Annotated in this window: 25 protein-coding genes and 1 pseudogene; 12 read left to right on the top strand and 14 right to left on the bottom strand. The window is 65.9% G+C overall.

The genetic code is table 11. The features are described 5' to 3' along the window. Positions 1-111 precede the first annotated feature (111 nt). Genes HHL13_RS19855 through HHL13_RS19840 form a run of 4 tightly spaced genes read left to right on the top strand, consistent with a single transcriptional unit; the run spans position 112 to position 2,774 of the window. Positions 112-543, top strand: coding sequence for a hypothetical protein (locus tag HHL13_RS19855; RefSeq protein ID WP_169557648.1), 432 nt, complete (start codon positions 112-114; stop codon positions 541-543). A 34-nt stretch (positions 544-577) separates the two neighbouring features. Further along, complete coding sequence (locus HHL13_RS19850) at positions 578-1,324, top strand: hypothetical protein (protein WP_169557647.1); 747 nt, start codon at positions 578-580, stop codon at positions 1,322-1,324. A gap of 3 nt (positions 1,325-1,327) precedes the next feature. Beyond that, complete coding sequence (locus HHL13_RS19845; protein ID WP_169557646.1) at positions 1,328-1,726, top strand: hypothetical protein; 399 nt, start codon at positions 1,328-1,330, stop codon at positions 1,724-1,726. Positions 1,727-1,742: 16 nt separating this feature from the next. After that, complete coding sequence (locus HHL13_RS19840; RefSeq protein ID WP_169557645.1) at positions 1,743-2,774, top strand: hypothetical protein; 1,032 nt, start codon at positions 1,743-1,745, stop codon at positions 2,772-2,774. A 597-nt stretch (positions 2,775-3,371) separates the two neighbouring features. Here the strand turns inward: HHL13_RS19840 and HHL13_RS19835 are convergent. From HHL13_RS19835 to HHL13_RS19815, 5 genes are all read right to left on the bottom strand, one after another. Beyond that, positions 3,372-3,512 (bottom strand): hypothetical protein, encoded by a 141-nt coding sequence (locus tag HHL13_RS19835; protein ID WP_169557644.1) that lies wholly within the window; start codon positions 3,510-3,512, stop codon positions 3,372-3,374. Further along, positions 3,509-3,853 (bottom strand): helix-turn-helix domain-containing protein, encoded by a 345-nt coding sequence (locus tag HHL13_RS19830; RefSeq protein WP_169557643.1) that lies wholly within the window; start codon positions 3,851-3,853, stop codon positions 3,509-3,511. The genes HHL13_RS19835 and HHL13_RS19830 overlap by 4 nt, the downstream gene beginning before the upstream one ends. Next, positions 3,853-6,960 carry an efflux RND transporter permease subunit gene (locus HHL13_RS19825; RefSeq protein ID WP_169557642.1) on the bottom strand — a complete coding sequence of 1,036 codons (3,108 nt, stop codon included), beginning with the start codon at positions 6,958-6,960 and terminating at the stop codon, positions 3,853-3,855. The genes HHL13_RS19830 and HHL13_RS19825 overlap by 1 nt, the downstream gene beginning before the upstream one ends. Next, positions 6,957-8,012, bottom strand: coding sequence for an efflux RND transporter periplasmic adaptor subunit (locus HHL13_RS19820; RefSeq protein ID WP_169557641.1), 1,056 nt, complete (start codon positions 8,010-8,012; stop codon positions 6,957-6,959). Before HHL13_RS19820 ends, HHL13_RS19825 begins: the two co-directional genes overlap by 4 nt. Positions 8,013-8,114: 102 nt before the next feature. Next, the gene (locus HHL13_RS19815) at positions 8,115-8,735 is read right to left on the bottom strand and encodes a TetR/AcrR family transcriptional regulator (protein WP_169557640.1); all 621 of its coding nucleotides are present in this window, start codon (positions 8,733-8,735) and stop codon (positions 8,115-8,117) included. Between the two features lie 118 nt (positions 8,736-8,853). Here HHL13_RS19815 and HHL13_RS19810 point away from each other — a divergent pair, with 118 nt between their 5' ends. The 4 genes from HHL13_RS19810 to HHL13_RS19795 all read left to right on the top strand — a co-directional run bounded on the left by HHL13_RS19810 (position 8,854) and on the right by HHL13_RS19795 (position 13,152). After that, on the top strand, positions 8,854-10,335 hold the full coding sequence (locus HHL13_RS19810; protein ID WP_240953909.1) for an efflux transporter outer membrane subunit: 1,482 nt from the start codon (positions 8,854-8,856) through the stop codon (positions 10,333-10,335). A 39-nt stretch (positions 10,336-10,374) separates the two neighbouring features. Further along, complete coding sequence (locus HHL13_RS19805) at positions 10,375-11,271, top strand: NAD(P)/FAD-dependent oxidoreductase (protein WP_169557638.1); 897 nt, start codon at positions 10,375-10,377, stop codon at positions 11,269-11,271. A 14-nt stretch (positions 11,272-11,285) separates the two neighbouring features. Further along, entirely contained in the window at positions 11,286-11,759 is a 474-nt protein-coding gene (locus HHL13_RS19800; protein ID WP_169557637.1) for an isoprenylcysteine carboxylmethyltransferase family protein, read from the top strand. Between the two features lie 493 nt (positions 11,760-12,252). After that, the gene (locus tag HHL13_RS19795; protein ID WP_169557636.1) at positions 12,253-13,152 is read left to right on the top strand and encodes a LysR family transcriptional regulator; all 900 of its coding nucleotides are present in this window, start codon (positions 12,253-12,255) and stop codon (positions 13,150-13,152) included. A 102-nt stretch (positions 13,153-13,254) separates the two neighbouring features. On the opposite strand, the gene HHL13_RS19790 is transcribed toward HHL13_RS19795, so the two are convergent. The 3 genes from HHL13_RS19790 to HHL13_RS19780 all read right to left on the bottom strand — a co-directional run bounded on the left by HHL13_RS19790 (position 13,255) and on the right by HHL13_RS19780 (position 18,285). Beyond that, positions 13,255-16,326, bottom strand: a complete 3,072-nt coding sequence (locus HHL13_RS19790; protein ID WP_169557635.1) for a hypothetical protein — start codon at positions 16,324-16,326, stop codon at positions 13,255-13,257. A gap of 91 nt (positions 16,327-16,417) precedes the next feature. After that, positions 16,418-17,689, bottom strand: coding sequence for a CsgG/HfaB family protein (locus tag HHL13_RS19785; RefSeq protein ID WP_346775599.1), 1,272 nt, complete (start codon positions 17,687-17,689; stop codon positions 16,418-16,420). Positions 17,690-17,736: 47 nt separating this feature from the next. After that, positions 17,737-18,285, bottom strand: coding sequence for a hypothetical protein (locus HHL13_RS19780; protein WP_206377137.1), 549 nt, complete (start codon positions 18,283-18,285; stop codon positions 17,737-17,739). Between HHL13_RS19780 and HHL13_RS19775 the strand changes: the two genes are divergently transcribed. Continuing rightward, complete coding sequence (locus HHL13_RS19775; protein WP_169557633.1) at positions 18,284-18,778, top strand: hypothetical protein; 495 nt, start codon at positions 18,284-18,286, stop codon at positions 18,776-18,778. The two genes, HHL13_RS19780 and HHL13_RS19775, sit on opposite strands and share 2 nt — an antisense overlap. Then, positions 18,775-19,581 carry a hypothetical protein gene (locus HHL13_RS19770; RefSeq protein WP_169557632.1) on the top strand — a complete coding sequence of 269 codons (807 nt, stop codon included), beginning with the start codon at positions 18,775-18,777 and terminating at the stop codon, positions 19,579-19,581. Before HHL13_RS19775 ends, HHL13_RS19770 begins: the two co-directional genes overlap by 4 nt. Positions 19,582-19,594: 13 nt before the next feature. Here HHL13_RS19770 and HHL13_RS19765 read toward each other — a convergent pair whose 3' ends face one another. The 4 genes and pseudogenes from HHL13_RS19765 to HHL13_RS19750 form a co-directional block, all read right to left on the bottom strand. Next, positions 19,595-19,816 (bottom strand): DUF2274 domain-containing protein, encoded by a 222-nt coding sequence (locus tag HHL13_RS19765; protein ID WP_169557631.1) that lies wholly within the window; start codon positions 19,814-19,816, stop codon positions 19,595-19,597. Then, entirely contained in the window at positions 19,813-21,024 is a 1,212-nt protein-coding gene (locus HHL13_RS19760) for a TrbI/VirB10 family protein (protein WP_169557630.1), read from the bottom strand. Before HHL13_RS19760 ends, HHL13_RS19765 begins: the two co-directional genes overlap by 4 nt. Continuing rightward, positions 21,021-21,998 (bottom strand): P-type conjugative transfer protein TrbG, encoded by a 978-nt coding sequence (trbG, locus tag HHL13_RS19755; protein ID WP_346775598.1) that lies wholly within the window; start codon positions 21,996-21,998, stop codon positions 21,021-21,023. Before trbG ends, HHL13_RS19760 begins: the two co-directional genes overlap by 4 nt. Positions 21,999-22,018: 20 nt before the next feature. Further along, positions 22,019-22,774: pseudogene (locus tag HHL13_RS19750) on the bottom strand (DUF932 domain-containing protein); the annotation flags it as partial. A 225-nt stretch (positions 22,775-22,999) separates the two neighbouring features. On the opposite strand from HHL13_RS19750, the gene HHL13_RS19745 reads away from it, so the two are divergent. Then, a complete protein-coding gene (locus tag HHL13_RS19745) occupies positions 23,000-23,176 on the top strand; it encodes a DUF3606 domain-containing protein (RefSeq protein ID WP_169557628.1) in 177 nt (58 codons plus the stop codon). A 91-nt stretch (positions 23,177-23,267) separates the two neighbouring features. Further along, a complete protein-coding gene (locus HHL13_RS19740) occupies positions 23,268-23,711 on the top strand; it encodes a potassium channel family protein (RefSeq protein ID WP_169557627.1) in 444 nt (147 codons plus the stop codon). A gap of 156 nt (positions 23,712-23,867) precedes the next feature. Here HHL13_RS19740 and HHL13_RS19735 read toward each other — a convergent pair whose 3' ends face one another. Beyond that, a complete protein-coding gene (locus HHL13_RS19735) occupies positions 23,868-25,100 on the bottom strand; it encodes a type II toxin-antitoxin system HipA family toxin (protein ID WP_169557626.1) in 1,233 nt (410 codons plus the stop codon). Then, a complete protein-coding gene (locus tag HHL13_RS19730) occupies positions 25,100-25,468 on the bottom strand; it encodes a helix-turn-helix transcriptional regulator (protein ID WP_169557625.1) in 369 nt (122 codons plus the stop codon). The genes HHL13_RS19735 and HHL13_RS19730 overlap by 1 nt, the downstream gene beginning before the upstream one ends. Between the last annotated feature and the right edge of the window lie 96 nt (positions 25,469-25,564).

The following is a 25,564-nucleotide window of genomic DNA, read 5'->3' as shown; positions in this document are numbered from 1 at the left end:
TCTTGATAATGGCTTCAAGACTTTGAGGGGACAGGAATTTTACATCTCGACGCCGTGGAGAGGGAGGATCGCGACACGATCCGCACCCTCGCATCGCGAAGGGGTAAAGTAATGAAAAAGCACGTTAAGCAGCGCGTCTCGGGCCACCCTCTGCTGCTCGCCGGAGCCGCGCTGGCCGGTGCGCTGGCGCTATCGGGGTGCGGCCAATCGACCTTCGCGAAGCAATTGGGCGAGATCTGCACCGAGCCGATGTCGGACGGCACGCCGCGCACCGGCCTGCCGGGCTATAGCGGCATGGATTGCGGCTGCGTGGCCGAAAAGCTCGACAAGGCGGTGCCCGAAAAGCTCAAGCCTGCCTTCGTGGCGCTGCAATGGCCGTTGCGTCCGGACCCGCGGGATCGCGAGGCCGTGAACGGCGCGATGTTGCGCGAAGCCGGGATCGATCCCACCGATCGCCGCGCCATCTCCTCGGCGGTCGCCGAGTTGCGCGAGACGCTGCACGTGGTGAACCCGCAGATCCGCGAACAGTGCAAGGCGGGCTGAGGCCGCCACCCCGATCAGACGAGGAATAGTCAAGATGAAGGGCAAGATTCTGGGCTTCAGCGAAGCTGACGGCACTGGCGCGATCTCGGGAGAGGACAGCTCGCGCTATCGGTTCGCTCGTGCCGACTGGCGCGGCGAACGGCCGCCCGCGACCGGCACGGTCGTCGATTTCGAAGGCGCGGACGGACAGGCGAAGGAAATCTATCCTGTCGGCGGTGCGGTGCTTGCCGCACTCGGCAACATCAATGTCGATCTGGGGGACATCTCCGGCTCGCCACAGGCCGACAAGGTCAAGTCGATGTTCACCGGATCGCTGGCCACGCCGCTGGCGGTGGTGGTGCTGATCGCCTGCTTCCTGCCCGCGATCACCAGCCCGTTCGACAGCCTGTCGCTGTTCGGGCTGGGCGACAGCCGCACCGGCATGGGCGCGCTGTCCCGCGCCGCGGCGATGAGCGGCCGGGGCGGCGGACTGGGGACGCTGGAGACGCTGCTGGTGCTGCGCTTCGGCGCGCCGCTGGCTGCTTTGTGGCTGATCTGGGCGGCGTGGAGCGGCAAGGCGCTGCGCACCGCAACACTTGTGGCCGGAGTCGCGGCGATCGTTGCGGGCCTGTTGCCGATCCTGATGCGCTCGGCGGCGATCGACGCCGTGCCTGATTTCATGGCGCGCCAGATGTCGGCGTCGGTCGGGATCGGGATGGGCGTGTGGCTGTTGCTGCTGGCGGGCGCGGCATTGCTCGCGGCTGGCTTCGGCATCATCCGCAATCCCTTGGCGAAGGGCTGAGCCATGCGCATCGCGCTCGCGCTTGTCCTGCTGGCGATGGGGGGAGGGGCGGCCGCGCAACAGGCCGCCCCGCTTCACGCCCCGGTCGGACCGCTCGGCATCGCGCCGGGCTATTATGTCGATGTCGCGACGCCGTGCCCCGAGGCGCATGACATCTTCTTCTACGATGGAAAGCGCGTCGGCGTACCGCGCTATGACCGTAACGGCGATGCGACGGGCCTCGAAGTCCTGCCGGTCGGCCGGGTGACGCGCGCCCGCGATGGATCGCTGTTCATCGAGACGCTCGAGATCGAACTGCGCAAGCTGCCGGGCGGGCGGATCGCGCTCACCATCCACGACGACGGCCCCGCGATGCGGATTTGCCGGCCGGATCAGGTCCCGGCCCGGTTCCGCGCGCGCTGAGGAAAGGAAGAAGGCAATGATTCTGGTACGTGCAGGTGCGGCGTCCGTGGCGCTGCTGGCAGGCTGTGGCGGTGACGGTCCGTCGCCCGCGGCCAACGCCGTGGAGGATAATCATGCGATGGCGTCCGAAGCCGCCGTCGCAGCGCCGGCGGAGCGGGCCTCGACCCCGGACCCTACCGGACTGGTGGTTCCGGCGAACTGGATGCCGACCGACTGGGATCGCGAAGTCTATTCCGGATCGGGCGAACTGGTCGACGCGGAGACGATCCTCAAATCGCGGCAGAATATGCTGAACACGGTGCCCTTTACCCTGTGGGCGGTGGCCAACGATACGCGCGTCACCGAAGCCTTTGAGCCGATCTGGGTGTGGTACACCGCGATCCGCTCGTGTGCGCGCGGCATCGAACTCAACGACGATCTGGCCGGCGAATTCGGCAATCGCGAACGCGGCAAGGCGGGGCTGATCAAGTCACGCAGCGACCTGAAGGACTGGGCCGCAACCCAGCCGCGCGAACTGACGCTCTATTTCACTGCAAAGCTCGGCCAGTGGAACGACGCGACCGGCACGTTCCAGCTCCAGTCGCTCAGCACCGCGACCACGCTGAGGCCGCAGGATGTCGAAGCGATCGATCCCTATCCCGATGGCGCCAATGTCGAACTGTGGAGCGACAGCACCGGACAGGCGATCAACCATTTTCAGGCGTCACTGATCGCGCCGCAATGCGTGTCGGCGGACAAGACCAAAGTCTATAAATTCCAGCGCCAGTCGCAATGGTGGGTGGTGTTTGGCGATGTCGATCGTGGCATGGGCGGGCTGGCCAATTACAAGTCGCGCGAAATGCTGCCCGCGATCGCGATGACGCGCGACGATGCGGCGAACTTCGCCCAGCGTAATCCGGAGCGGAAAGTGGTGGTGGCGGTGACCTTCGCGCCGGTCGGCTCCAGCTTCGTGAAGGGCGTCGACCAGTCGGCGATACGCGCCAAATTCCGCCAGGTTACAATCACCGACGCGGCAGACGGATCGGCCTTGGCTTCAAAGACTTATTGAACGCAAGATCACTAGCTGCCCTCTCCGCGTCAACCGGCGCCACAAGCACTTGCGTTTCGGTTCATCTTTTCGTGGAGTTGAATAAATGGCAGCTTCTTATGACTGGAGTCGACAAAGCTGTCATTCTCCTTCCGGCCCACAAACGGCCAGTCCGGTTCGGGCGCGAGCCGTCGGGCAGATATGCGCTCCAAAGTCGGTCATTCACCGCTTCCGCGTGTGCGCCCGAAAGCTGCCATCCTCATGACGAGTCCCCAAACACGGCGTTTCCCACTCCCAATGGATTCTCGACCGCTGAAAAAAGTGTCCGGTACTCCTCAGATGAGGCCGATGACGGCTTGCCTGAAATACGGCTCATCGAAAGCGGCGCGCGGATCGATCGACGAGTGGCCGTGGCTAGGAAAATCGATGCCATAAACTGTGTGTGATCTGGCGAGAGTCGGCGCCAGGCTACGAAAATTCGCGAGCTGCGTGCGGAGCGTGTGCACAAGGACCAGCGGTGGCCCGCTGCCTGTCTTTTCGTGCCGCACGCTAAGGTCATCCGATATTTCAGGAAGGTCGGCTCGGCTTTTGGCTGGATGGGCATTTCGTTTCTCTCATTTACGGTTTGCGGATGTCGGCTACCGTGCGTTCCAAGCGATCGACGCGTGACGCAAGTTCAGCGAGCGGGTCATAGTCCGCGGCGTGAGCGATCGTTTCCACGGTGCGTCCGATGCGACGCAGGATTTCCTTCAGTTTCATCGTGAGTGCTCCATTTCCGTGGGCGAATGATCGTTGCCAGCGCCGCGCGGAGGGCGACGTGTCGTGCTTCCCGCCTGCCACCTCGCGAGTGCGTCCAGGATCGGTTCCAACTCCGCCGCTGCCGTGCCCAGCGAGTAGATCTGACCAGGAGCGGGAGGCGGAACAGGGTGCCGCTCAATCAATCCTGTACGCTCCAGCGCACGCAGCCGGTCGGTCAAGATGTTCGCGCTGATCCGAGGGATCGCTGCTCTCAGCTCCGAAAATCGGTGCGCGTGCGCGTTGAGACAGAGCAATATCTGTAATATCCAGCGCCCCTCCAAGGTTTCGATGCGGTCGTTCATCACGCGGCCGCCGGCAACGGGCGTGTGGGGCCCGGCTCGCCGGGCTTGATTCGGTACCAGAGCGCATAGAGCGCAGGCAGGAAGACAAGGGTCAGGATCGTGCCGACCAGCGTGCCGCCGATCAACGTATAGGCCATCGCCCCCCAGAACACAGAATGCGTGAGCGGCACGAAGGCGAGGACCGCGGCCAGCGCCGTCAGGATCACCGGCCGTGAACGCTGCACGGTCGCCTCGACTACCGCATCGAACGGGGTCCGGCCCTGTTGCTCATTCTCGTGGATCTGCCCGATCAGGATCAGCGTGTTGCGCATCAGAATACCCGCCAGGGAGATCAGCCCCAAAATCGCATTGAAGCCGAAGGGTTGGCCGGTCAGCAGCAGCGTCGGCATCACACCGATCAGGCCCAGCGGCGCGGTCAGCAGCACGATCGTCATCGCCGAGAAGCTGCGGACCTGCAGCATGATGACGATCATCATCAGCAGGATCATGATCGGGAATACCGGCGCCAGCGCCGCATTGGCCTTGCCCGCTTCCTCGATCGAGCCTCCCTTGACCACGTGATACCCCGGCGGCAGCGTGTCGATGACTGGCCTGAGCTTCTTGAACATGGCGGTCGAGACATCGGGCGGCTGCAGGCCATTGGCGATGTCGCCGCGCACGGTGATCGTCGGCACCCGATCGCGGCGGAGCAGGATCGGATCCTCCATGCGCAGTTCGAGTTTGCCGATTTGGCTGATCGGGACGCGCTGGCCGTTCGCCGCAGCCAGCGTGAAATCGCCGATGCGCGCGGGATCGAGGCGCCCCTGGCCGGCAGAGCGCGCGACCACCTCGACGGTGCGAATGTCTTCGCGGACTTGCGACACCGTGAGGCCCGAGAGCAGGAATTGAAGCTGCTCGCCGACATCGCCCGAGGTCAGGCCCATTGCCCGAAGCCGCTCCTGATCGAGCACGAAGTGCAGCGTCGGCACGCGCTCGCCCCAGTCGGTGTTGACCGTGCGCATCATCGGGTCCGTGACCATGATCGCGCGGACCTGTTCGGCAATTGCCCGCACCTTGTCGATGTCGGGTCCACTGACACGAAACGCGACCGGATAGGGCGAGGGGGGACCGAACAGGAGTTGCGTCGCCCGCACCTGTGCTGCCGGAGCGAGGCCTTCGGCGACGGCACGCCGCAGGCGCTCCTTCAAAGCATCGCGCGCCGCTTCATCCGGCGTGCGCACGATGATCTTAGCAAAGGACGGGTCGGGCAATTCAGGCGAAAGCGACATGAAGAAGCGCGGTGCACCCTGCCCGACATAGGCGGTGACCACCTTCGCCTCGGGCTGCTTGCGCAGCCAGGCCTCGACCTGTTCCGTCGCAGCGCTGGTCTGTTCGATCGATGTGCCCTTGGGCATCTGGACTTCGACCAGGACCTCGGGCCGGTCGGAGGTGGGGAAGAACTGCTTCTTGACCAGCACCATACCCGCACCGGCAAGCAGGAACGCAACCAGTGTCGCGATCGTCACCAGCCGGTTGCGCATCGCAGCCCAGCGGATCAACCGACGCAGCTTCTGGTAGCGCGGCGTCTGGTAAATGGCGTCATGGCCGCCGGGGACCGGCTTGATCGCCGGCAGGAGCTTGACGCCCATATAGGGTGTGAACACCACAGCCACGACCCAGGATGCGAGCAGCGCGAACCCGACGACCCAGAAGATGTTGCCGGCATATTCTCCGGCGCTCGACTGGGCGAAGCCGACCGGCATCAGGCCGATCACCGTCACCAGCGTGCCCGCCAGCATCGGCGCGGCGGTGTGGCTCCAGGCATAGGCCGACGCTTTTATGCGATCGAAGCCCTCCTCCATCTTCACGACCATCATCTCGATCGCGATGATGGCATCATCGACGAGCAGCCCGAGCGCCAGGACCAGCGCGCCCAGCGTGATGCGGTCCAGCACCCGCCCGGTCGCCCACATGATGAGCAGGACGATTGCCAGCGTCAGCGGGACCGCGCCCGCCACGACCATGCCGACCCGCCAGCCGAGCGCGATGAAGCTGACGATCATCACGATCGCCAGCGCCTCGAGAAAGGTCCGCATGAACTGATCGACGGCCGCCGTAATGTTCACCGACTGATCGGTCACGGGATCGAGAGTCATGCCGAGCGGTAGCTCCGAAGCGATCGCCTGGACCTCGGTCTTCAACGCCTTGCCGAGATCGAGCCCGTTCCAGCCCTCGCGCATGACCACGCTCAGCAGAAGTGCCGGTTCGCCCTGATTGCGGATCAGGAAGGCAGCCGGATCTTCATAGCCGCGCCGGACCTCGGCGACGTCCGCCAGGCGCAAAGTCTTGCCATTGGCGACGATTGGCACGTTGCGGATCTTCTCGAGGTCGTCGAACGCGCCGTCGAGCCGTACCAGCACCTGTGGTCCGTTCGCCTCGATCGCGCCCGCCGGGGTGAGCAAATTCTGCTGCGCGAGCGCGGCGAAGATCGCGCGCGGCGCGATTCCCAATGTCGCCAGCCGGTCCTGCGCGAACTCGACGAAGATGCGCTCCGGTCGTTCGCCGACGATGTTGATCTTCTTCACCCCGGGCACGTGCAGAAGCCGCTGGCGCAGTGTCTCCGCCTGCCGGGCGAGGTCACGCTGCGGCTCGCCCTTCGCCTTCAGCGCGTAAAGCGCGAAGGTCACGTCGCCATATTCGTCGTTGACGAACGGACCCCCGACGCCGCGGGGAAGCCTTGGCGCCTCATCCTGCAACTTCTTGCGGGTCTGGTAGAATTGTTCCTGCACTTCGGACGGCGGCGTCTGGTCGCGCAAGATCAGCGTGGTGAAGGCCAGACCGGGGCGCGTGAACGTCTCCGCGCGATCGTACCAGCGCAACTCCTGCAGCCGCTTCTCGAGCGGCTCGGCGACCTGGTCCTGCATTTCCTGCGCGGTGGCGCCTGGCCAGACGGTCACAACCGTCATTTGCTTGATCGTAAAGCTCGGATCCTCGGCGCGACCGAGGTTCAGGAATGCCACGATTCCGGCAGCGGAAATGGCGACGATGAAGAATAATGTGACCGCACGTTCGCGGACCGCGAGGGCGGACAGGTTGAACCTGCTCCTGGCTTCAGCCGCGTCGCTCAACGGGCCGCTCCCGCAATCCGGACTGGCTGGCCTTGGTGGAGCATGTGTGCGCCCAGTGCGACGAAGCGCTCGCCGGGCCGCAATCCTGCCGAAACGGTCGCGCGTTCTTCACCAAGGGCGGCAAGCTTCACCGGACGCCAGCTGACCTTGGGGGCGCTTTGGCCGATGATTATCCAAACGCCGGGACCCTGTCCGCGATCATAGATTGCGCCAAGCGGGATCGAGATCATTGCCGACTGGTCCGAAGCGCCGAGCCGGATGTTGATGGTCGATCCCAGTGGCGCCATCGCGGGCGCACCGGAAAGGACGAACCGCGCTTCGAACGTGCGGGTCGCGGGATCGGCGGCATCGCTCAACTGACGCAACTGGCCTGTGCCATCGAGTCCGCTGTAGGTCCGCGCGGCGGCCGGGGTGCCAAGGGCGGGGCGCAGCGTTTCGGGCAAGGCGACAATGGCTTCGCGGGGGCCGGACCGGGCCAGCCGGATGACCGCCTGCCCGGCGCCGACCACCTGCCCGGGTTCAGCGAGGGTCTCGGTGACGGTGCCATCGGCGTCGGCGACCAGCACCGTATAGCCAGCATCGTTCCGGCTCACGCGTGCCTGCGCCTCCGCTGCGGCGAGATCGGCGCGAGCGGCGGTGGCGGCCGCCTTTTTCTGGTCATAGGCCGACGCAGATACGGCGCCCGCCGAGACCAGATCGCGGTACCGCACCTCATCGGCGCTGGCCTGTAACGCGCGGGCCCGCGCCGCCGCTACCGAACTGGCTGCAGCTTGCGATGCGAGGCCGTAGTCGGTTGCGTCGATGCGCATCAGGACCTGGCCACGGCGAACAAACTGGCCTGCATCGACCAGTCGCGCCACGACCTTGCCGCCGACTCGGAAGGCGAGATCGCTCTGCACACGCGCGCCGACGATACCGGTAAATTCGCGTTCGGCTGCGCCGGCGGCTTCGGCGCTTGCTACCCGCACCAGCGGGGGCGCGGTGCGGGGATCCGTATCAGTCCCGGCGCAGCCAGCAAGCCCACCAGCCGCCAGTCCCAATACCGCGATCATTCGCGCGGAAGACGATATCGACACGCTGATTCCTCCTGTTGAGCAGGAGGAGTTAGAGACGTGTGACCATTTCGTCAACTAGTCATAGTTAAGTCAACCTATTCAGGGCGCGAGACTACGCAACACCAGTCCAGTCACTTCGGTCTGTGCATCCGGCAGCAGGTCGAGGCCGTGCTCGAGGAAAACAGGATCGATGAAGGGCCTGAAGGTGTAGAAGATCGATCGTCGGGTTTCGTCGAGCGGGGTTTTGCGTTCGAACTCGCCATTCTCGCGGCCTTCCTTGAGAATCTCCTCCAGCAGGCCCTGCAGGCGCTCGGTATAGGCGCGTACTACCTCCCAGTTTTCAGACGACGCATGGGCCGCGATCTCATAGAGCTTGCGATCGGTGAAGAGTAGTTCGACGGTTGCTGTGGTCACCGTTTTCGCGAACCTGCGTAGCTTATCGGTCGCATCCTCCCCTTGGTCCACTGCCTCCCGGACTTGGTCGAACAGGCCGGTTACGCACTCGTCGCAGATCGCCTCGCCGATCGCCTGCTTCGACTCGAAGAACCGGTAGATATAGGCCTTGGAAAAGCCGATCTCGCGCGCGAGGTCCGATACCGTGGTCTTGTCGTAGCCGTAATGCGCGAAGCATTCGCGCGCCGCCTTGACGATCTGGTCCCGCACCGAATGTTCCGCTGGCCCGCGCGTTGCGGCCGCCTTGCCTGTGCTCAGATTTTTCATGCCTAATCCATAGCGGTAAAACCAACCGTTGACAAATAGTGACCAATAGGGTCATTAGTCACAAACGGCCATTGCGCTGGATCTACGGATACGAGCCATGCAAATCCCAAGTTCGATAATGATCGCCGCCTCGACGGCGGCACTTCTCCAAGGCTGTTCGGTCGGTCCGAACTATGTTCCCCCGCAGCCCGCAATGCCGCCCGCATTCTTGGGCGGCCCTGCCGTCGATGAAAACGCCGAACGAGCCGTAAAGGTCGATCTGGTGAATTGGTGGCGGTCGTTCGACGATCCTCTGCTGACTAACTTGGTGGAGCGTGCACTGGTGCAGAACCTCGATCTGCAGCAGGCAACCGCCCGGGTCGCTCAGGCACGCGCCGCCCTGCAGCATGCCGACGCGCGACTCCTTCCCGCCGGTCAGGTCAGTGGCCAGGTTAGCGAAAGCTATCAGTCTCTTGAGACGCCGCCGGGCCGTATCGCCAGCGCCATACCGGGTTTCGAAAGAGAAACGCAAGGTTATGATCTGAACCTCGGTGCAAGCTGGGAGGTCGACCTCTTCGGCGGGAAGGACGCCGCGCGCGACGCCGCGCGTGCCGATTGGCAGGCATCCGATGCGGCAGCCAGCGCCGCAAGGGTCGCGGTAGCCGCGCAGACAGCCGACACCTACGTTGCTATTCGCAGCCTGCAAGCAAGGCTCGCCATTGCGCATCGCCAGCAGCAAATCCAGCAGCAGCTGGTCGATCTGGTCGCGCTCCAGTACCGCAACGGTATCGCGGCGGAACTTCAGCTGCGGCAGGTCGAGGGCGCACTCGCGCAAGTGAGGGCCGCGATTCCGGACCTCGAGCAGAGCCTCGAGGTTGCGACGAATGCGTTGGACGTGCTTCTGGGTCTGCAGCCCGGATCCACCCGGCCCGAACTCGCGACCGTGACGCCGATTCCGGTCGCCCCGGCGGTTTCAAGCGCGGGAGGGCCCGCAGCACTGCTGCGCCGTCGGCCCGATATCATAGCGGCCGAGCGCACGCTCGCCGCCTCGAACGCGCGAATCGCCGCGGCAATGTCAGAATATTACCCCAAATTCTCGCTGAGCGGATTGCTGGGCACGGCGACCATGGGAGCTAGCGATTTGTTTGGCGGGAGGTCCGTGCAGGCCAATGGCGTTCTCGGACTGCGCTGGAGACTGTTCGACTTTGGCAGGATCGATGCCGAAATCGCCGCAGCCCAAGGCCGTAACGCGGAGGCCCTGGCTTTCTATCGCCTGACGGTCCTCAGGGCGTGTGAGGACGTGGAGAATGCCTTTTCTGCCCTAGCCAAGCAGGAGGATCGCGCGACCATCCTTGCGGACGGGATTTCAGCCCTGAGCAAAGCCCGCACATCATCCTTCGCCGCCTATCAAAGCGGCGTCGTCAGCTTGTTCGAGATACTCGACGTCGATCGGCGCCTTCTCGAAATTCGCGACGCCGAAATCCAGTCCAGAGGGGCGGCTGCGCGTGCCGCCATTGCCTCGTTTCGTGCCTTGGGTGGAGGCTGGGACGCTCCCGATACACGGAATGCCGCGTTGAGCGGAACCACGTCTCGCCAAGAAGGGAGACCTCGCGTCCGCTGAGCCAAACCAAGCCCCTTGATCCACAATCCGGAGCGCATCATGAACGACGTCATCATCATCGGCGGCAGCTTTGCCGGCCTCTCCGCCGCGCTGCAGCTCGGCCGCGCCCGCCGCAAGGTCACCGTTCTCGATACCGGCCTGCCGCGCAACCGCTTCGCCGGCCATTCTCATGGCATGCTCGGCCATGATCACAAACCACCGCTGGATATCTTGGCAGAGGCGCGGCAACAGATCGGCCGCTATCCGGCGATCAGGCTGGTCCATGCCCGAGCCGAAAGCATCTCCGGCACCATCGACAACTTCTCCGTCCTCACCGACAGCGGCGAAAGCCTTGGCGCACGCCGTCTGATCCTGAGCTATGGCGTCGTCGACCAGATGCCCGATGTTCCGGGCTTTGCCAAAAGCTGGGGCAGGTCCGTCATACCCTGCCCCTATTGCGACGGCTTCGAAGTCGCCGATCAGCATTGGGGCCTCGTCTGGTCCGGGCCGCAGTCGCACAATCAGGTCAGGCTGTTCCGCGATTGGACCGACAGGCTGACGGTCTTGGCTGATGGCCACGACATTCCGGCCGATATCCGGACCGACCTGGCGCGTCGCAAGGTAGCTGTCGTCGATGGCCGGATCGCCGAAATCGGCCATCACGGAGAACATAATGCAATCGTCGCGCTCGATACCGGCTCCAAGGTTTCGGTAGACATCCTATTCGCGCATCCGCGCAACAGGCCGTCCGCAAGCCTGCATGAATCACTGGACCTCGCCACGGCCGACACGCCCCTCGGTATCGTCCTCAAGGTCGACGAGCGCCGCGAGACCAGCGTGCCCGGCATCTACGCCGCGGGCGACCTGACCAACCCGCAGCTTCCTTCGGTCACCACTGCTTCGTGGCAAGGCGCGATGGCGGGTATATTCGCCCAGCAGTCGATGCTGAGCGCTTAGCTCGGGAGATGAGCATGGCCACCGAACCGGACAGCGCGGGCGTAGGCTTCCCTCCGCCCTTCGTCTATCTGGGAGCGCTGCTGCTGGGGCTGGCGGCAGAGCGATCCGTCAACTTGCATTCTTTCGGCATTGGCTGGCGGCTGCTGGCCGCAACGGGGGCGCCACTGGTTGTCGCAGGCGCGGCGATAATGGTTGCGGCGGCGGGGCTGTTCCGGCGGCTGGGCACCAATATTTCGCCGTCGCAGCCAGTGACCCACATCGCCACAACCGGTCCTTATCAGTGGACTCGTAATCCCATGTATCTGGGCATGGCGCTTGTCTATGCCGGCCTTGCGATCGGCTTCGACGGGCCGATCGCCTTCGCCTTACTCCCGTTGGTGCTGATCGCGATCCAGACGCAGGTGATTGCCCGCGAAGAGAGATATCTCGAAGCGAAGTTCGGCGACGACTACGGGCGCTATAAAGTAGAGGTTCGGCGCTGGCTCTGATTATTCCGCCGTTGCCGTCGGCGGGACGACCTCCAATACCGTCAAACCATTGGTAGGTTTGGCACCCCTTGCCGCCACGGATGGCCGTTGACGCACCGCGCACCGATCTCTGCCTTCAGGAAGCCGTGACTAGAGCGAAGACACCGCCACCGACCCAGGAACGGTCGTCCGCAGCGATCCCGATCGAGAGTTTATCCGCGCAACCGCATTGCTCATCTTGTTGCACGGTCGCTTTCAAGCCGCAGCCAGTTGCGCTGAATGGCAAGGATTAGGGTCGTAAGGGGCGGTTGGCGGCTATCGAGATCGCCGGACTGAAAACGGACTGTCAGCTAGCGGCCCAACTCCGGACGTGCGTGCAAACTGCCACCTGTAAATCCATCTATGAAAATGCCACCCCATTTCTTGGAATGGTCGCACGATCGGTTGCAAAGGATGCTGCAGGGGCGTGATCGCCAGTCCGTATAGCGGCGCAACGGCGTGCGCAGGAGCGGGCATGATCGAGGTGCATTTGCTACGCTACGCGCTTGCTGCCGCCGATAGCGGCAGCTTCAGCCAAGCGGCTGCCCGGTTCGGAATCAAGCAATCAACGCTCAGCAAGCGCATCCACTATCTCGAGGACAGGCTGGGCGTCGCGTTGTTCCGATGCTCGACGCAGGGCGTGGTGCCTACCGACCCCGGTCTCGGCGTCCTGCGCAAGGCGCGCCAGATCGTCGAGGACATCGACGCGCTCGACCAGGACTGCGCAGCGATCGCGCGGGGGACCGCAGGGCTGTTGCGGTTCGGCTTTCACGGGTCGCTGGGCAGCGGCGACCTCTCCGCAATAATTCGAGACTTCCGTGCGGCCTGGCCGGATGTGGAGCTGGCCGCGCGCGAGCGCAGTCGGACGCGGCTGCTGGGCGCCCTGGAGCGCGACCAGATCGACTTCGCGGTGTTGAGCGGCCAAGTGCAGCGCGCCGGCATCGTCTCGCTGTCATTCTGGAGCGAGCAGGTGTTGATCGGCCTTGCCCGGGGCGACCCGCTATGCGCGCGCGACCCTCTGTTCTGGACGGACCTGCGCGGCGTGACTTTCGTGATCAGCAAGGTCGATCCCGGTCCCTTCCTCAATGATCTGGTCGCCTCGCGTCTGTCGGGTCCGGGCTTTGGCCCCAGCGTTCGGGTCCAGGACGTGCGCCGCGAGAATCTGTTCTCGTTCGCCGGCAACGGATCCGCCATCGTCACCACCGGCGTGGCAAGCGAGGATGACGAACTGGTGCTGCGCCCCGTGCATGACGCGTTCGGTGCCACGCATCTTGAACAGGCGATCCACTGGCGCCGGGACAATGACAGCGCCGCGCTGCGGCGCTTCCTGGAGATGCTTGCGCATCGCTACGGCCGGCCGCTGCCGCCGCACTGAGAGGCGCCTTCAAAGATTCGAAGGGCCGCCGCGCGAGGGGGGAGCGCGGCGACCCTTCCCGCCGGTCTTCGGTCCCAGGGGGCGCGGGACCGAAGGAGCGGATCAGCGCAGGCTGGTGATCGTGTTCGTCGCCTGGTTGCCGATCGCGACCGCACTCACCTGGTTGCCGGTGAGGGCGAAGCGGCTGCTGGTCATCGCGGCGAGCGGCACGGTCAGCTGGTTGGTGGTCGCCAGCGCGGTGACCGGACCGAAATTGGTCTGGCTGCTGACCACCGAGACGCTGCGCGGCTGCCCGAAGGCCGACAGGCTCGCCGCATTGGTCGCGACATTGCCATAGGCGGCGGCCGAGACGCTGTTGCCGCCGATCGTCATCGATGCGTCGGCCATGGCGGCGACCGGTCCGTTGAAGGCCGAACCGACCAGGCTGTTCGACGGGGTGGCCAAGACGCTGCCATAGTTGGTCTGGGCGTTGAGCAGCGGTGCGCCCGCATCCGCCCAAAGGTCGTACCTGCCGGCCTCGGCCGATGCCGCGGCCATCGCCCCGCCGGCCCGCACGACAAGCTGGTTATCGGCGGCATTGCCGCGCGCCAGCGCGCTGGTTGCATTGTCGGCGATCGAGACCGAGGAGCCGCCGATCATCGGCAGGACCGGATGGTACGAGACGCGGTAGCCGGCATCGAGCGACGCATTTGCCCCGACAGCCGCGGTGTTGATCTGCAGATTGCCGAGCCCGGCGGCAGGGCTTGTGCCCCCGCTATCGATCTCGACGATGTTCGTCGCCCGGTTCGCCACGGCCTCGGCGGCGGTCGCATTGCCTTCGATTGCGAGGCGCGAGCCGGCCAGCCCGATGCCGCTATCGCCATTCTCGATCGAGGTGACGGCGTCGGCGGAAATGCTGCCGCCGGCGAATTGGAGATTGCCGAGAACGTCGTCGCCGGAGACGGCGACGCTGCTGCCGATGGAGACCGGCGCGTTGCGGCCGGTGAGCGTACTCCCAGTGACGGCGTCGATCGAGAGCAGGTTGTCGGCCTCGTTGAGCCCGGCATAAGCCCGGTTGGAATTGCCTTTCACCGAGACGCTCGAGCTGTCCAGCGATCCCGGCGCGACCAGCGCCTGATAGGCATGCGCCTTGCCGATCACCTCGCCATATTGGGCCGAGGACAGGGCCACGCCGGGTGCCGGCAGGCTCATTTCGCCGCGGCTGACCCCTTCGACCGACAGCCGGTTGGCGACACTATTGCCGATGATCGTCGCGGCGACCCGGTTGGCTTCGATGCGATAGTCCGAGCCATAGGTGCGGAAATCGCCGAGCATCCCGAAACGTCCGGCGACGGTGCTGTCGATGCCGACCGCGTCTTCCAGCGCGCGGGACAGGCCGAGCGTCTGGCCGCTCGCCAGCGCATAGTCGGCGGCGGCGCCATAGCCCTTGAGGAGCGGTCCCGAGACCGCTTCGTCATGGCCGCTGCCATTGGCGAGGCTGGTGCCGCTCACGCTCAAGCCGTTCGACGCCGAGTTGCCGATCGCGGTGCCCGCCAGGACATTGTCCCGGACCGAAAGGTCGGAGCCGAGCACGGTCGCGGGCAGCGCGAGGACGACGCCGAGCGGCGCGAGGCCGTTGCCTGCTTCCACCTGGACCCCGCCATTGCCGCTCTGGACATTGTTGAGATCGGCGCTGGTGCGAAGCAACGGCGCGGTGAGGCTGAGGCCGTTGGTCGCGCCGTTGCCGGTGGCAGCGACGCTGACCCGGTTGCGGTCGGCAGCGACCGACGATCCTTCGACTGGCCCCAGCACCCCGAGCTTGAGCGCGCTGGTCGAGACCGCACCCACATTGGCGGTGCCGAAGTCCTGGACATTGTGGACGCTGAACGCTGCGGTCACGCTCGAGCTGCCGTCATAGCCGCTCGAGGCGGTGCCGACCGGCCCAGATTCGAGGCCGAACGTGTCGAGGGCGATGCCCTCGACACTCATCTGGTTGCCTTGGGCGAGATTGGCGATCGCGACAGCGCGCACCTCATGGTAAGAGAGCGTTGCCTGCGCGCCAGTCGCCGCGCCAAGGATGTTGGTCCGCATTCCGCCGACCGTGTTGGCCTCGATATCGGCATTGCCGGTGCGCTGGACATTGGTGAGGTTGGCGACGGCGCCGCTTCCCGAGACGGTTCCGGTTCGCAGCGACACCGCATTGTCGGACTGATTGCCATAGCCGCCGGCGACGAGTGAATTGCCGTCATGCCGGGCGCTCGACTGCGCGAGCTGGCCGAACACGACGAGGTGAAACGGGTCCGATCCGTCATCCTCGCCGGCGCGCACTGTCACCGCCCCGTCCTGCTGCTGGTCGCTGAGCGTCGCGAAGGTGGCCGAGACGATCGGGTCGCCATTGGAGGCGCGCGGGACCAGCGAGGCGGGGCCGCCCTCGCCCGAGCCGAGAGCGCGTGCATCGTCGACCGTGAACACGCTCGAGAAGGCGTTGCCATAGCCAAGCGCGCGGAGGAGATTGCCGGTCAGCGCCAGGTTGCTGCCGGTGGTCGCGCCCACGCCGATGCGAACAGCGGCCATTTCGGTCGACGTGACGGCCGATCGCGCGTCGTTCGACTGGAAGCCGAGAATGCCGCCCGCGGCCGGATCCTGGAGTCCGCCCAGCGAAAGCGACGCAGCCGCATCGTTGCCGAGCGCCTGGGCGTCCAGCCGGTTGCCGGCAACCGCGATGCGGTTGCCGCGGCTGGTATCGGTGTTGATGCCTAGCACACCGCCGGTGCTGAGCGCAGTCGCGGTCGAGGACATGCCATGCTGGGTCGTGACCAGCAGCGCGGAGCCGTCGGCGACGACACCGTCATTGCCAGAGGCGAAACGGGCCGGGGTGCGCTGGCCGCCCAGGTCGGCTGAATCGACTTCAAGGTCGCTGTCCGAGCGGTTGACGCGAACCGAGGCGGTCACCGCATTGTCGCGCAACGCGAGGTCGGTGGTATCGGCCGGAGGTGCGGCCACCACGCTCTGGAAGCCGCTGGTATCGGCAAGCGCGCGAACATGGTCGGCGCGCTGGTGGCTGGCGGCGACGCGCGTGCCGCTGACCTGGTCGCTGGACTGCGCGGCGGCAGGCGAGACCGCAAGCATGGCGGCAAGCGCGGCAGTGGCGCCGCCGATCATCAATTTGGTGCGGGAATTAGAGATGCGGGACATGAAGTTACTCCGGGTGGAAGGGATGTGGGCAGTCGAAGGGTTTCCGGGGGTGTCGGGTCGGCGCCTCCCTTGTCGTGAGGGATCGGACCGCTCAGCCGCCGATGCGGAGACGAGCGAGGGTCTGCGCGCCGGCTTCGCCCCGGTGCAGGGTCGTGTCGGTCGGGGCTGGCCGCCAGCGCAGCGCGATGCCGGCCTTGCCGACCCCGCGGGCGGCGAGCGCCGCGACCACCGCCGCGATGCGTTGGTCGGTAAGCGCGTCGCGATTGGCCGGCTCGAGCACTTCCCCGTCGCGCGCCGCGATCCGCAGCTCGACCGGGCCCGTCCGCGCGGCGCCGGCGACGCGGTCGAGCACGGCCAACGCCGAGCCGCCGAGGTCGGACGACCCCGGCTCGAACATCAGCGCTACCCCGTCGCCGCTTCCCGGAATTGTCTGCGCGGCGGTGTTGAGCGCCTGCGCCGCCAGGGCGGCGCTCTTGACAAGTGGGGCAGCGCGCTCGGCGAAACCGATGGGCGGAAGCGTGGTCGCGGGATTCCACGACTGCATCGCGATGCAGCTCTGGGGATCGACCCGGGCAACCGCGCCGACCAGCCGCATCGTCGCTTCCTCGAGCGTTGTCCGGATGCCTAGCTGGAGCGGCTCCTGCCCTTTCGCGCCGATGTTCACGTCGAATAGCTGGGAGCCGAAGAAGCGGAAGGTGTTGAAGCCGACCTCATAGCCGGTGAACTGCTTGGTGAGGCTCACCGTCCGGGCGACCAGCAGCGAGCGGGTGTCGACAATCCTGAGATCGATCGCCACCGACTGGTTATAGGTGCGGGCCTTGGGACCGACCTGACCGACCCGGACTTCGGCGCCGCCCGAGCGGATATTGTAGTTGAGCTCGGTGATGCCGCCGACGATGTAATAGTCCGAGGCGGCGATGCTGCCGCCATAATAGGGCAGCCAGGGCACACTCGATGCGCCACCGGCCCCCCTCACGATATGCGCACTGCCGTCGCCGAGCTGGCGGCGGTCGGTATATCCCAGCTCGCGCTCGCCGATGGTGGGATCGAAGCGCTCGGCCAGCGTGACCGGCCCGGCCAGCTTGCCGAGCGCGGAGGCGACCATCAGCGCACCGCCCTGGGTGATGGCGGTGCCTTCATTGACCGAATATTTGCCGGTGAAGTCCCGGACGTCGCCAACCGCGATCACCAGCGGCTGCCGCTGTGCTGCCATTAGCTGAGCGCCAAAGCAGGCAAAGGCCGGATCCATCGGTGTGCGGTTGTCGCGCGCCGAGGCGCCGAGCAGCACAGGTTCCTCATCCGGCGCCAGGCGCTGCTGTTTGAGGCTGACGCAGCCTGCCAGCGTCGGCAAAAGCACAGACACCAGCAGGCGCGCCCGGCGACCAGGGTGGCGAAAGAGATGCGTCGCCATCAGTTGAGCGCTCCGAACCCGCAGGCGGTGCTGCCCTGAACGCTGGCGCGCTGATCGCCGGAATTGGTCTGCGCGGAATTGAGCGCCTGCCACACCGGGCCGTCAGCGGTGGCCGCAGTGGGACCGATCGCAGTCGATGCGACGGGTCCGTTGTTGCGCTGGTCGAGGGCGAGGTCGGCGTGCGGAACGCCAAATGCAGTGCCCGTATTGCCGGTCGCTGCCGAAGTGGCGCCGGTCACGGTCGGTGAGTTGGCGACGGCGCTTTGCGCGCCGCTATTGCCGACCGCGCTGGCCGCGACCGAGCAGTTATACTGGCGGGCGATCGTCGTATTATAGACCGGTGCCGCATAGATGCCGGCGCGGGTCCGCGCGATCAGGTCGGCGACCGCGGCGCGGGCGGCGAGATCCTGCGGCGTCTCGAACTGCCAAGCACGGTTCTCGCCGACCTCCTGCGCGAAGGACGGGCCGGCCGCCAGCGATGCGAACAGCATCGCCGCCGCCCCCAGGCGCAGCCGGTAAGGAACCGGAAACTCGAACCCTTTGAACATGTCGATGCTCCTTTCGCCGGCGCGGATGCGCGGCGTCGGGAGCAAGGAAGAGAAGTGCAAATGCGAGCGCGGCAACAGGATTCAGCTATCATCGCAGGCTGGCGCAGAAGTAGAAAGCTTTGGCGGCCCCGTCAGCGCGGCAGCAGCCAGCGTTGAGCGTCCGAACGACTGGCCAGCCGCGTCGCAGCGAACGATTCGCTGCCTTTTCGCCAGCCCGGACATAAGGCTAGGCCGACCGACGAAATCGGCTGACATGATCAAGAACCGCCCCGCCATCCTGCGTGCCGATTCCGCCTATGTCGCCGGGCCTAGGCCGCCCTACCGGCTCGACTGGCGTGCCGTGCCTGAGCTGGTGCGCGCCTCGATGCTGGACCTAGGAGGGATTCAGCCGATCACCAAGGCGATGTTCCAGGCGGCGGGTGGGAAGCTGTTCGACAAGCCTTCCGAGGGCGAGATTGCACTGTTTCGCGAGCGCGGCACCGAGTCCAGATGATCTCGGTCATCGCGAGCACGATTGCTGTGGAGCAGTCCGATGGGGTCAGCACCGTCACGCCCTTCGCGCTATCGCTGTTGCCTGCGTCCAAGCGCGGCAAGGTGAGCACAGTGACGGTCGATTTCATCGCCGCGATGGCAGGCGGCGATAAGTGGCGCGAGGCTGAGCCCGGCTATGCCTGCTATGATCCGTTCAGCGGCGAATGGGGCATGTTACGGTCCACTCGGGCTGGTCGCCAACATGGGCACGCATTTCCTCGACGAGATCGGGATCCTCATCGAGACGTCTTCCTTGCGACCACCTTCGATCCCGACGATGTCGCGATGTTCGACATCGGCATGCCGACCGAGAAGCTGACCCAGAAATATCGGCGCAAGCGCATGGACTTGATGTTCCGCCCGTTCGGGCGGATCGGGTGCCGTCGGATCGGGGGCACGGAAACGCCGATCGAGCTGTTCCTGATGCAGGAGCTGGCACGGCACGGTCTGTTCGGCGTGCCGCCGATGCTGGTGATGGAGGATGGCGGACTGTTTCCGTCATGGTACCATCTCTGGCAGGATCTGGAGTTCCGCGACGCACCCGGGCTGATCAGCGAAGTCGACCTCTATTTCGCGGACGAGCGTGTCGCAGTTTTCTGCGACGGCGCGCATCATCGTCAGGCCAAGCGCCGCGCCAAGGATGAAGCGATCGACGCCAAGCTCGCGGCGCTGGGCATTCGGGCTGTCCGGGTGAGCAGCACGTTGATCAACAGCGATCTCGGCGCTGCTGCTGCGGCTGTTCGCGCCGCCCTGCGCGGTGACTGATGCCTGGCGTCGATCAACTCCCGCCGGTTCGCCGAACCTTCGCGAAAGCACGGTCATCGGTCATGAACTGGACAAGCATCGGGACGATCAGCTTGGCCGGGCCGTGCGAAGCCTGGCCGCTCTCTGCGGCATGGGCTTCGGCATAGGCGGTCAGGTCGCGATAGACGTCGGCGGGCATCTCGATCGTCATCTTGACCGGCTTGTCGTCGGCGATCGGCCCCAGCTTAAGCGTCATTTCGTGTCTCCTTGAGTCGGTGCCATGACGATGTCGCGGGTAACGATGACGCGCAGCTGGAATCCCGGCCGGATTGTGAGCGTCGGCTGGACGCCCATCTGGCGCCGTACGAGATCCTGTCCCGTTCGATCGATGGATTCCGACATGCCCTGCCGCAGCGCCCGGACGAGATCATCGTCGTTGCTGCTGCCGACTTCGGCACCGGCGCTGAGCAGCGTCGAGATCAGGGCCGCTCGAAGCATCCCGCCCCAATGCTGGTTCACGCGGTCCTGCAGCCCGGAATAGCCGCCGACGTCGGCGCCTGGCAGCCGGTCGAGCTGGATCGAGCGGCCGTCGGGCAGGATCAAGCGGTCCCAGGCGAGCAAGGCCCGGTTCTGTCCGAACGAGACCTGCGAATCATATTCGCCGATTAAGCGGCTGCCCTGCGGGATCAGCAAGTGGCTTCCGGTCACGCTGTCATAGACATTCTGAGTCACTTGCGCGGTGATCGTCCCCGGGAGGTCCGAGCGGATCCCGGTAATCAGCGCGGCGGATATGACGCTGCCTGCCTGCACAACATAGGGCGAGCCAGGTTGCACTACACGGTAGCTGCTTTCGGTCGGACCCTTATCTCCCGCCTGCAGGAAATCGCGCTTCGCGCTCCGGTCGGTGCCGGCACTGGCCGTGGCGGCTGGCACCGAGGCAGGCGTGGACGGTGCGGGCAATGCCAAGGACGAAGCGCCGGTCGGACCGGTCGATGCCGCCGCGCTTTCGCGGCCGACGAACACCTTGCCGGTTCGCGCGGAATCCCGTTCCTGGCGGACGCGGTCGCGCGCCGCCTGCGCGGCATTGGCTCCGCCGCCCGTCGGCGCGGGCGAAGGAGCGCCGATCGGCGGCGGCGCGACCTCGACGCCCCGCTGCTGCGCAGAGAGGATCGGCCTGCCGAGATCGCCTGGCAGTGGCGGTCCGAGCTTGGGCAGCTGCGAATAGTCCTTCGGCGCTCCGGCAAAGCTGTCGGGCGCCGCGCGATTGTCGGTTGCGTAGAGCTCGGTCTGGCTCTGGGGGGCCGAGGGTTGGAGCGCATAGATCAGCGCCCCGCCAATGCTCGTAGTGGTGAGTAGCCCCACCACCGCGAGAGCCTTGCGCGAAAGCCGCATGACGCGGGGCGGATCGCCACGCAGCCGCAGATCGACCGGCGCTGTAGCAGAGGGTTCGGCGGCTGCGGTCATCTCGAGTTCCCCCCCCGCGCGTCGTCCTGGCGGAGAATGCGGACGCGTTGCTCGGATTTGCCTGCAAACAGGCGCAGCTCGGCGCCGGCGAACAGGCGGTCGACCACGAGATAGCGACCGCGCACGCGATAATTGACCAGTTCGCCCTCGCCTTTGGCGCCAGCGATGAACAGCGGCGGCAGGTCGCTCCGGCCGATGCTCGGCGGCAGCTGGATGAACACCTGCTTCCCGTCGTCGAACGCGCGAAGCGGTCGCCAGGCAGGGCGGTCACCCTCGATACGATAGCCGAAGTGCAAGGCGTCGATGTCGACGTCGGGCACGACTGGGATCGCTGCGGCAGCCTCGCGGTTGCGCGCCGCAAGCGCGATCAGCGCATCCTGGGGGTAGGTCCAGGAGACCGAGGCCATGTAGGTCTCCGGCGTCGAGCGCAGCTCGAGATGATAGGTTCGGCGGTCGGTGTTGATCACCAGATTGGTGACCAGCCCGGTCCGTGTTGGCTTGACCAGAATATGGACACGCTGCCCGGCCCCGGTCCCGCTGACCGTATCACCGATGATCCAGCGGACCGTGTCGCCGGCAGCGACCGGTCCCGGTCCGGCGAGTTGCTCGCCTTCCTGGAGCGCGATGTCGGTGACCTGGCCCGGCGCGGCATAGAGCTGGTAGAGCGCTCCCTCTGCCCAGGGATAGAGCTGGATCGCATTGAGGAAGCCGTCGCGGGCCGGCTGCATGCGGGCCGCGGCGTTGGCGTTGCCGATCCGGGTCTTCGGATCGGCAGGCTCGCGTGCGACCGGTGCCGCAATCGGCTTCAACTGTCCGGGCAGCGGCAAGGGCTCGGGGATGCGCACGATCTCGACCGGCTTGGGCGGGTCAGGTTCCGGCACTGCGGCAGGTGCGGCTTCGAAAGCCAGCGGCGGGGTCTGCGCGTGCGATGCGCTGCAGGCGGAGAGCGGCAGGCTGCCGAGCAGCAGGGCCATGCGAATGGGAATCATTGCGAGAGCTCCTTCGACCAGTTGTAGAAGCCGCGGAAGAACAGGTCCGGGTCGCCGTTCGGCAGCCTGCCCGCCTCGATCGGATGCGCATCGTCGACCAGGAACAGGAAGACGTCACGGTCGCTGGCATAGAGCGTGGTCGTATCCCTGGTCACCTCGACATGCGGGTTGTGGGTCATGGTCGACCAGTCGAGCAGCCCGGGCACCTTCCAGCGGGTGTCGCCGGTGCCGTTGCCGGCGATCTTCATGACGGCGGCGACCAGTTCGTGATCCCAGATCCGGCCATAGTCGGGACCGGTGACCGCGCGCAGCTCGGTGCGGCCGTCCTCGGTCTCGAGCGTCTTCATCAGCTCGGCGCGGTGGCTGAGCAGCCCGTGCTGGAGGTTGATGCCGGCAAGCGGCGCCGGCAGCTCGCGCAGATAGGCGGAAGGCGCGCCGACCAGGCTGCACAGCTGGCCGAACGACCAGTGGGTCGGCGCGACCGGCTCGTCGCGACCCGGCACGACCAGCGCCAGGCGCTCGACATTGTCGCGGCTCGCCTCGACGCGGACCTCGCGGGTCTCGACGGTGCGCGTGGTGGCGCGCCGCGCCCGCGCCAGCGTCGCGGCATGGAGCTCGCTGAGCGAAAGATAACGCTCGTCGTCCGGCCGCGAGAACCATTCGGACGAGACCCGTCCGATGCGCGAGCCGCGCGAGATGTCGACCTTGTAGGGTGCGGTGCGCCGAGGCGGCGCGGATGCGGGGTTGAGGACAGTCGCCATGGAAATTCTCCGCGACGGGCGCCGAGAGCCTCTCTCTCCTGCCTGAACCCGTCACGGCCGAACCGGCCGCGCTCTTCCTCTCTCGGGGCGTTGCGGGGCGAAGCGCCCGCAGAAGGGGTACGGCCAGACGCGGCTGGCCGTCAGGGGAAGGCCTTCCCCTCCCGGAACTCAGCCCATGGGAACCTGGTCGGCCGTCGGCGATTCTGTGGAACGAAGGAGAGAGAAATGAGCGATAACAAGACGCTACGTGCCCCGCAGGATTCCTCGCGCATCGCCATGGGCGAGGATTATGAAGTCGCCTATTGGACCGACAGGTTCGGCGTCAGCCGCGAGCGCCTGCAGCAGGCGGTCGATGCCGTCGGCAACGGCGCCGATGCGGTCGAGGAATATCTGAAACGCTGAACCGGCCGCCGCCGGCCATCAGTGCCGAGCTCGCGGCAGTACGCAGCTTTGCGTATCGGTTCCGGCCTCAGGATAGGCTTGATAGGCGGCGATGCCGTTATTTGCTCAACTCGGTCTGGCGACGGTGATCACCACGATCACAGTGGTCAGCCATCTGCTCGGCCTGGCGCTGCTAATGCGGCTGGTGCGCGATCACCATCGACGCATGTCGAGTCATAGCAGCCTGGTGCGCGACGGGCTGGGTGTCGCCGGCGCGGCGGGCGGGCTGTTCGCGCTCCATGCCGCCGAGATCTGGCTCTATGCCGCGGTCTATGCGCTGTCGGGGGCGCTGGGCAGCTTCGAGGAAGCGCTGTATTTCTCCACCTCGACCTACACGACGATCGGCTATGGCGACGTCGTGCTGCCGCGCGGGTGGCGGGTGTTCGGCGCGATCGAAGGCGCCAACGGCATCATCCTGCTGGGCTGGTCGACCGCCTTCTTCGTGTCGGTGGTGGGCCGGATACGGTTGATGGAAATCGAGGCTCGCGAGCGCTGAGCCGCGGCGCTGTGTCACGCAACTGACCGGGCGGAGCCGTGGCCTGTCCGAAATATGTATACATTTTTCGGATAGCTGCGCTGCTTGAGCGCCTGATAGGCGTCACAGCCGACATTCATATATGACGCATTAAGCGCCACAATACGTCATATATGACTATAAGCTTCGCGCCAGCTCCGCTTCGTCATGCTCGAAGGCGGGCTCGAAGCTGCGCGCCTGGGGACCGGCGATCCCGGCATCGCGAAAGGCCGTGCGCCAGTTCTGCTCGACCGTGGTCGCCAGATCGCGGATCAGCGTCCGCGCCGCGGGCGGCTTGATCTCGAAGAACTCGCACGCTTCGAGGGCGAGTTCGATGGATCGGTCGTGCGCGCCGCCTTCGAAGATCGCGGTCTCGAGATGCGGATTGCGATCGGGCGCCGGATTGACGTCGAACATCGGCGACAGCCGCCACTGGCCGCGCCCGACATAGAGGAAGCCGTGATTCTTCAGGTGATCGTCCTTGTTCGAAACCAGGATGGTGAAGATCAGGCGGCGGTAGAGTTCGAGGAAATCCCGCAACGGGTCGGCCGAATGGCCGCGCATGAAATCGACGATCTCGGTATAGGAGCCGAGCGCGGTGCCCCGCTTGGCAAGCGCGGTGCGGGCGGAAATATAGGGAATGCGTCCCGGGCCCTGCCTATCGAAGCGCCGCAGCAGCGCGACGGGATAAGGCGTATCGCCGAGCTCGAGACGGACTTCCGGCACGGTGATGCCGCATTTGGCGGCGAGGCGCAGCACCGCGACTTCGGCGCGCTCGACGGGCTGCTGATCGAGGACGGAGGTGAATTTGGCGAGCCACAGATGATCGCCGTCGCGCACATTGGCCTTGGGGCGCGCACCGCCCGATCCGCCGGCGCCCGCGAGCGCCGCCAGATCCTCGGCTGAAAGCTCCGCGCCCTGCTCGTAGGCGCGAGCGATCGCCGTCAGCGCTTCGAGATCGATAAGACGCGGCACGGCATCGGCGGCGCCGCCGGTGATGACGGCGCCATCGGCATCGAGGAAACGCAGCGCCCCCTGGCGGCAGGCGTCGTCGGACAGCGTCAGATACTCGAACTCGCTGAGGCCGTTCCCGTAGTTGCGCTCCAGCAGCCTTCGCCCCCAGCTGTCCGGGGCCGCGTCGGCAAAGGCGCCGCCCAACGCATCGCGCTGCTCGCCCTGCTGGGCCGAGGCATGATACGGGCCGCCGTCGAGCGGCATGTCGGGGGAGAGATCGAAGCGGCGCGGATTGTCGACCCAGGCCTGGTCATAGGCGAAGCTCGAGAACTGCCGCGGCCCGGAATGCGTGAACCGCAATTGCCCGACCGGGACCAGCGCTTCGCCGAGCGCGACCTGTGCCCGAAAGTCAGCCATCAGAAGGCGACGCCATCGTCGTCGGACGCATCGTCTCTGGCGGCATCCTCCCCGCCGCGCTTTCGGCGCGCCGCCGGGGAGTTCCGCCCCCGTTGCGGCAGGCTTTGATCCGTCAAGGCCAGGCCAAGCTCGTCGCTGCGGACATCGATCAGCTCGGCGAGGCGGTCAGCGAGGCCGAGCACGATCAGGACGTCGGCGAGCGTACCGATGCCGATGCCCGGCTCTCCCTTTTCGAGCCGGGTTATGGTGCTGGGCGATGAGCCCGACCGCAGCGCGAGATCGGCCACGGCCAGGCGCCGCCTGAGCCGCGCCGAGCGCAGGTCATGGCCAAGCTGGCGCAATATCGGTCGGGTCTTTGGCGAAGTCATAATGCAGCATATATAACGCACATCCTGCGATAATCAATCAGATATGACTAGTTATCACGACCCCTGGTTCGCGGACTGGCCTGACGGAAAGGCGAC

Origin of the sequence: Sphingomonas sp. G-3-2-10, assembly GCF_012927115.1 — a bacterium.
Lineage (GTDB): Bacteria > Pseudomonadota > Alphaproteobacteria > Sphingomonadales > Sphingomonadaceae > Sphingomonas.
The sequence above is the reverse complement of the archived record's forward strand: the minus strand, read 5'-3'. Positions and strand labels throughout refer to the sequence as shown.

Bases quoted from the DNA above. Each gene is read 5' to 3' on its own strand.
- HHL13_RS19775 (WP_169557633.1), top strand. From the start codon at position 18,284: ATGTCGATGCTCCTTTCGCCGGCGCGGATGCGCGGCGTCGGGAGCAAG.
- HHL13_RS19745 (WP_169557628.1), top strand. From the start codon at position 23,000: ATGAGCGATAACAAGACGCTACGTGCCCCGCAGGATTCCTCGCGCATC.
- HHL13_RS19770 (WP_169557632.1), top strand. From the start codon at position 18,775: ATGATCTCGGTCATCGCGAGCACGATTGCTGTGGAGCAGTCCGATGGG.
- HHL13_RS19780 (WP_206377137.1), bottom strand. From the start codon at position 18,285: ATGTTCAAAGGGTTCGAGTTTCCGGTTCCTTACCGGCTGCGCCTGGGG.
- HHL13_RS19840 (WP_169557645.1), top strand. From the start codon at position 1,743: ATGATTCTGGTACGTGCAGGTGCGGCGTCCGTGGCGCTGCTGGCAGGC.
- HHL13_RS19850 (WP_169557647.1), top strand. From the start codon at position 578: ATGAAGGGCAAGATTCTGGGCTTCAGCGAAGCTGACGGCACTGGCGCG.
- HHL13_RS19845 (WP_169557646.1), top strand. From the start codon at position 1,328: ATGCGCATCGCGCTCGCGCTTGTCCTGCTGGCGATGGGGGGAGGGGCG.
- HHL13_RS19815 (WP_169557640.1), bottom strand. From the start codon at position 8,735: ATGAAAAATCTGAGCACAGGCAAGGCGGCCGCAACGCGCGGGCCAGCG.
- HHL13_RS19795 (WP_169557636.1), top strand. From the start codon at position 12,253: ATGATCGAGGTGCATTTGCTACGCTACGCGCTTGCTGCCGCCGATAGC.
- HHL13_RS19805 (WP_169557638.1), top strand. From the start codon at position 10,375: ATGAACGACGTCATCATCATCGGCGGCAGCTTTGCCGGCCTCTCCGCC.
- HHL13_RS19800 (WP_169557637.1), top strand. From the start codon at position 11,286: ATGGCCACCGAACCGGACAGCGCGGGCGTAGGCTTCCCTCCGCCCTTC.
- HHL13_RS19830 (WP_169557643.1), bottom strand. From the start codon at position 3,853: ATGAACGACCGCATCGAAACCTTGGAGGGGCGCTGGATATTACAGATA.
- HHL13_RS19735 (WP_169557626.1), bottom strand. From the start codon at position 25,100: ATGGCTGACTTTCGGGCACAGGTCGCGCTCGGCGAAGCGCTGGTCCCG.
- HHL13_RS19765 (WP_169557631.1), bottom strand. From the start codon at position 19,816: ATGACGCTTAAGCTGGGGCCGATCGCCGACGACAAGCCGGTCAAGATG.
- HHL13_RS19760 (WP_169557630.1), bottom strand. From the start codon at position 21,024: ATGACCGCAGCCGCCGAACCCTCTGCTACAGCGCCGGTCGATCTGCGG.
- HHL13_RS19855 (WP_169557648.1), top strand. From the start codon at position 112: ATGAAAAAGCACGTTAAGCAGCGCGTCTCGGGCCACCCTCTGCTGCTC.
- HHL13_RS19810 (WP_240953909.1), top strand. From the start codon at position 8,854: ATGATCGCCGCCTCGACGGCGGCACTTCTCCAAGGCTGTTCGGTCGGT.
- trbG (WP_346775598.1), bottom strand. From the start codon at position 21,998: ATGGCCCTGCTGCTCGGCAGCCTGCCGCTCTCCGCCTGCAGCGCATCG.
- HHL13_RS19835 (WP_169557644.1), bottom strand. From the start codon at position 3,512: ATGAAACTGAAGGAAATCCTGCGTCGCATCGGACGCACCGTGGAAACG.
- HHL13_RS19730 (WP_169557625.1), bottom strand. From the start codon at position 25,468: ATGACTTCGCCAAAGACCCGACCGATATTGCGCCAGCTTGGCCATGAC.
- HHL13_RS19740 (WP_169557627.1), top strand. From the start codon at position 23,268: ATGCCGTTATTTGCTCAACTCGGTCTGGCGACGGTGATCACCACGATC.
- HHL13_RS19790 (WP_169557635.1), bottom strand. From the start codon at position 16,326: ATGTCCCGCATCTCTAATTCCCGCACCAAATTGATGATCGGCGGCGCC.
- HHL13_RS19820 (WP_169557641.1), bottom strand. From the start codon at position 8,012: ATGATCGCGGTATTGGGACTGGCGGCTGGTGGGCTTGCTGGCTGCGCC.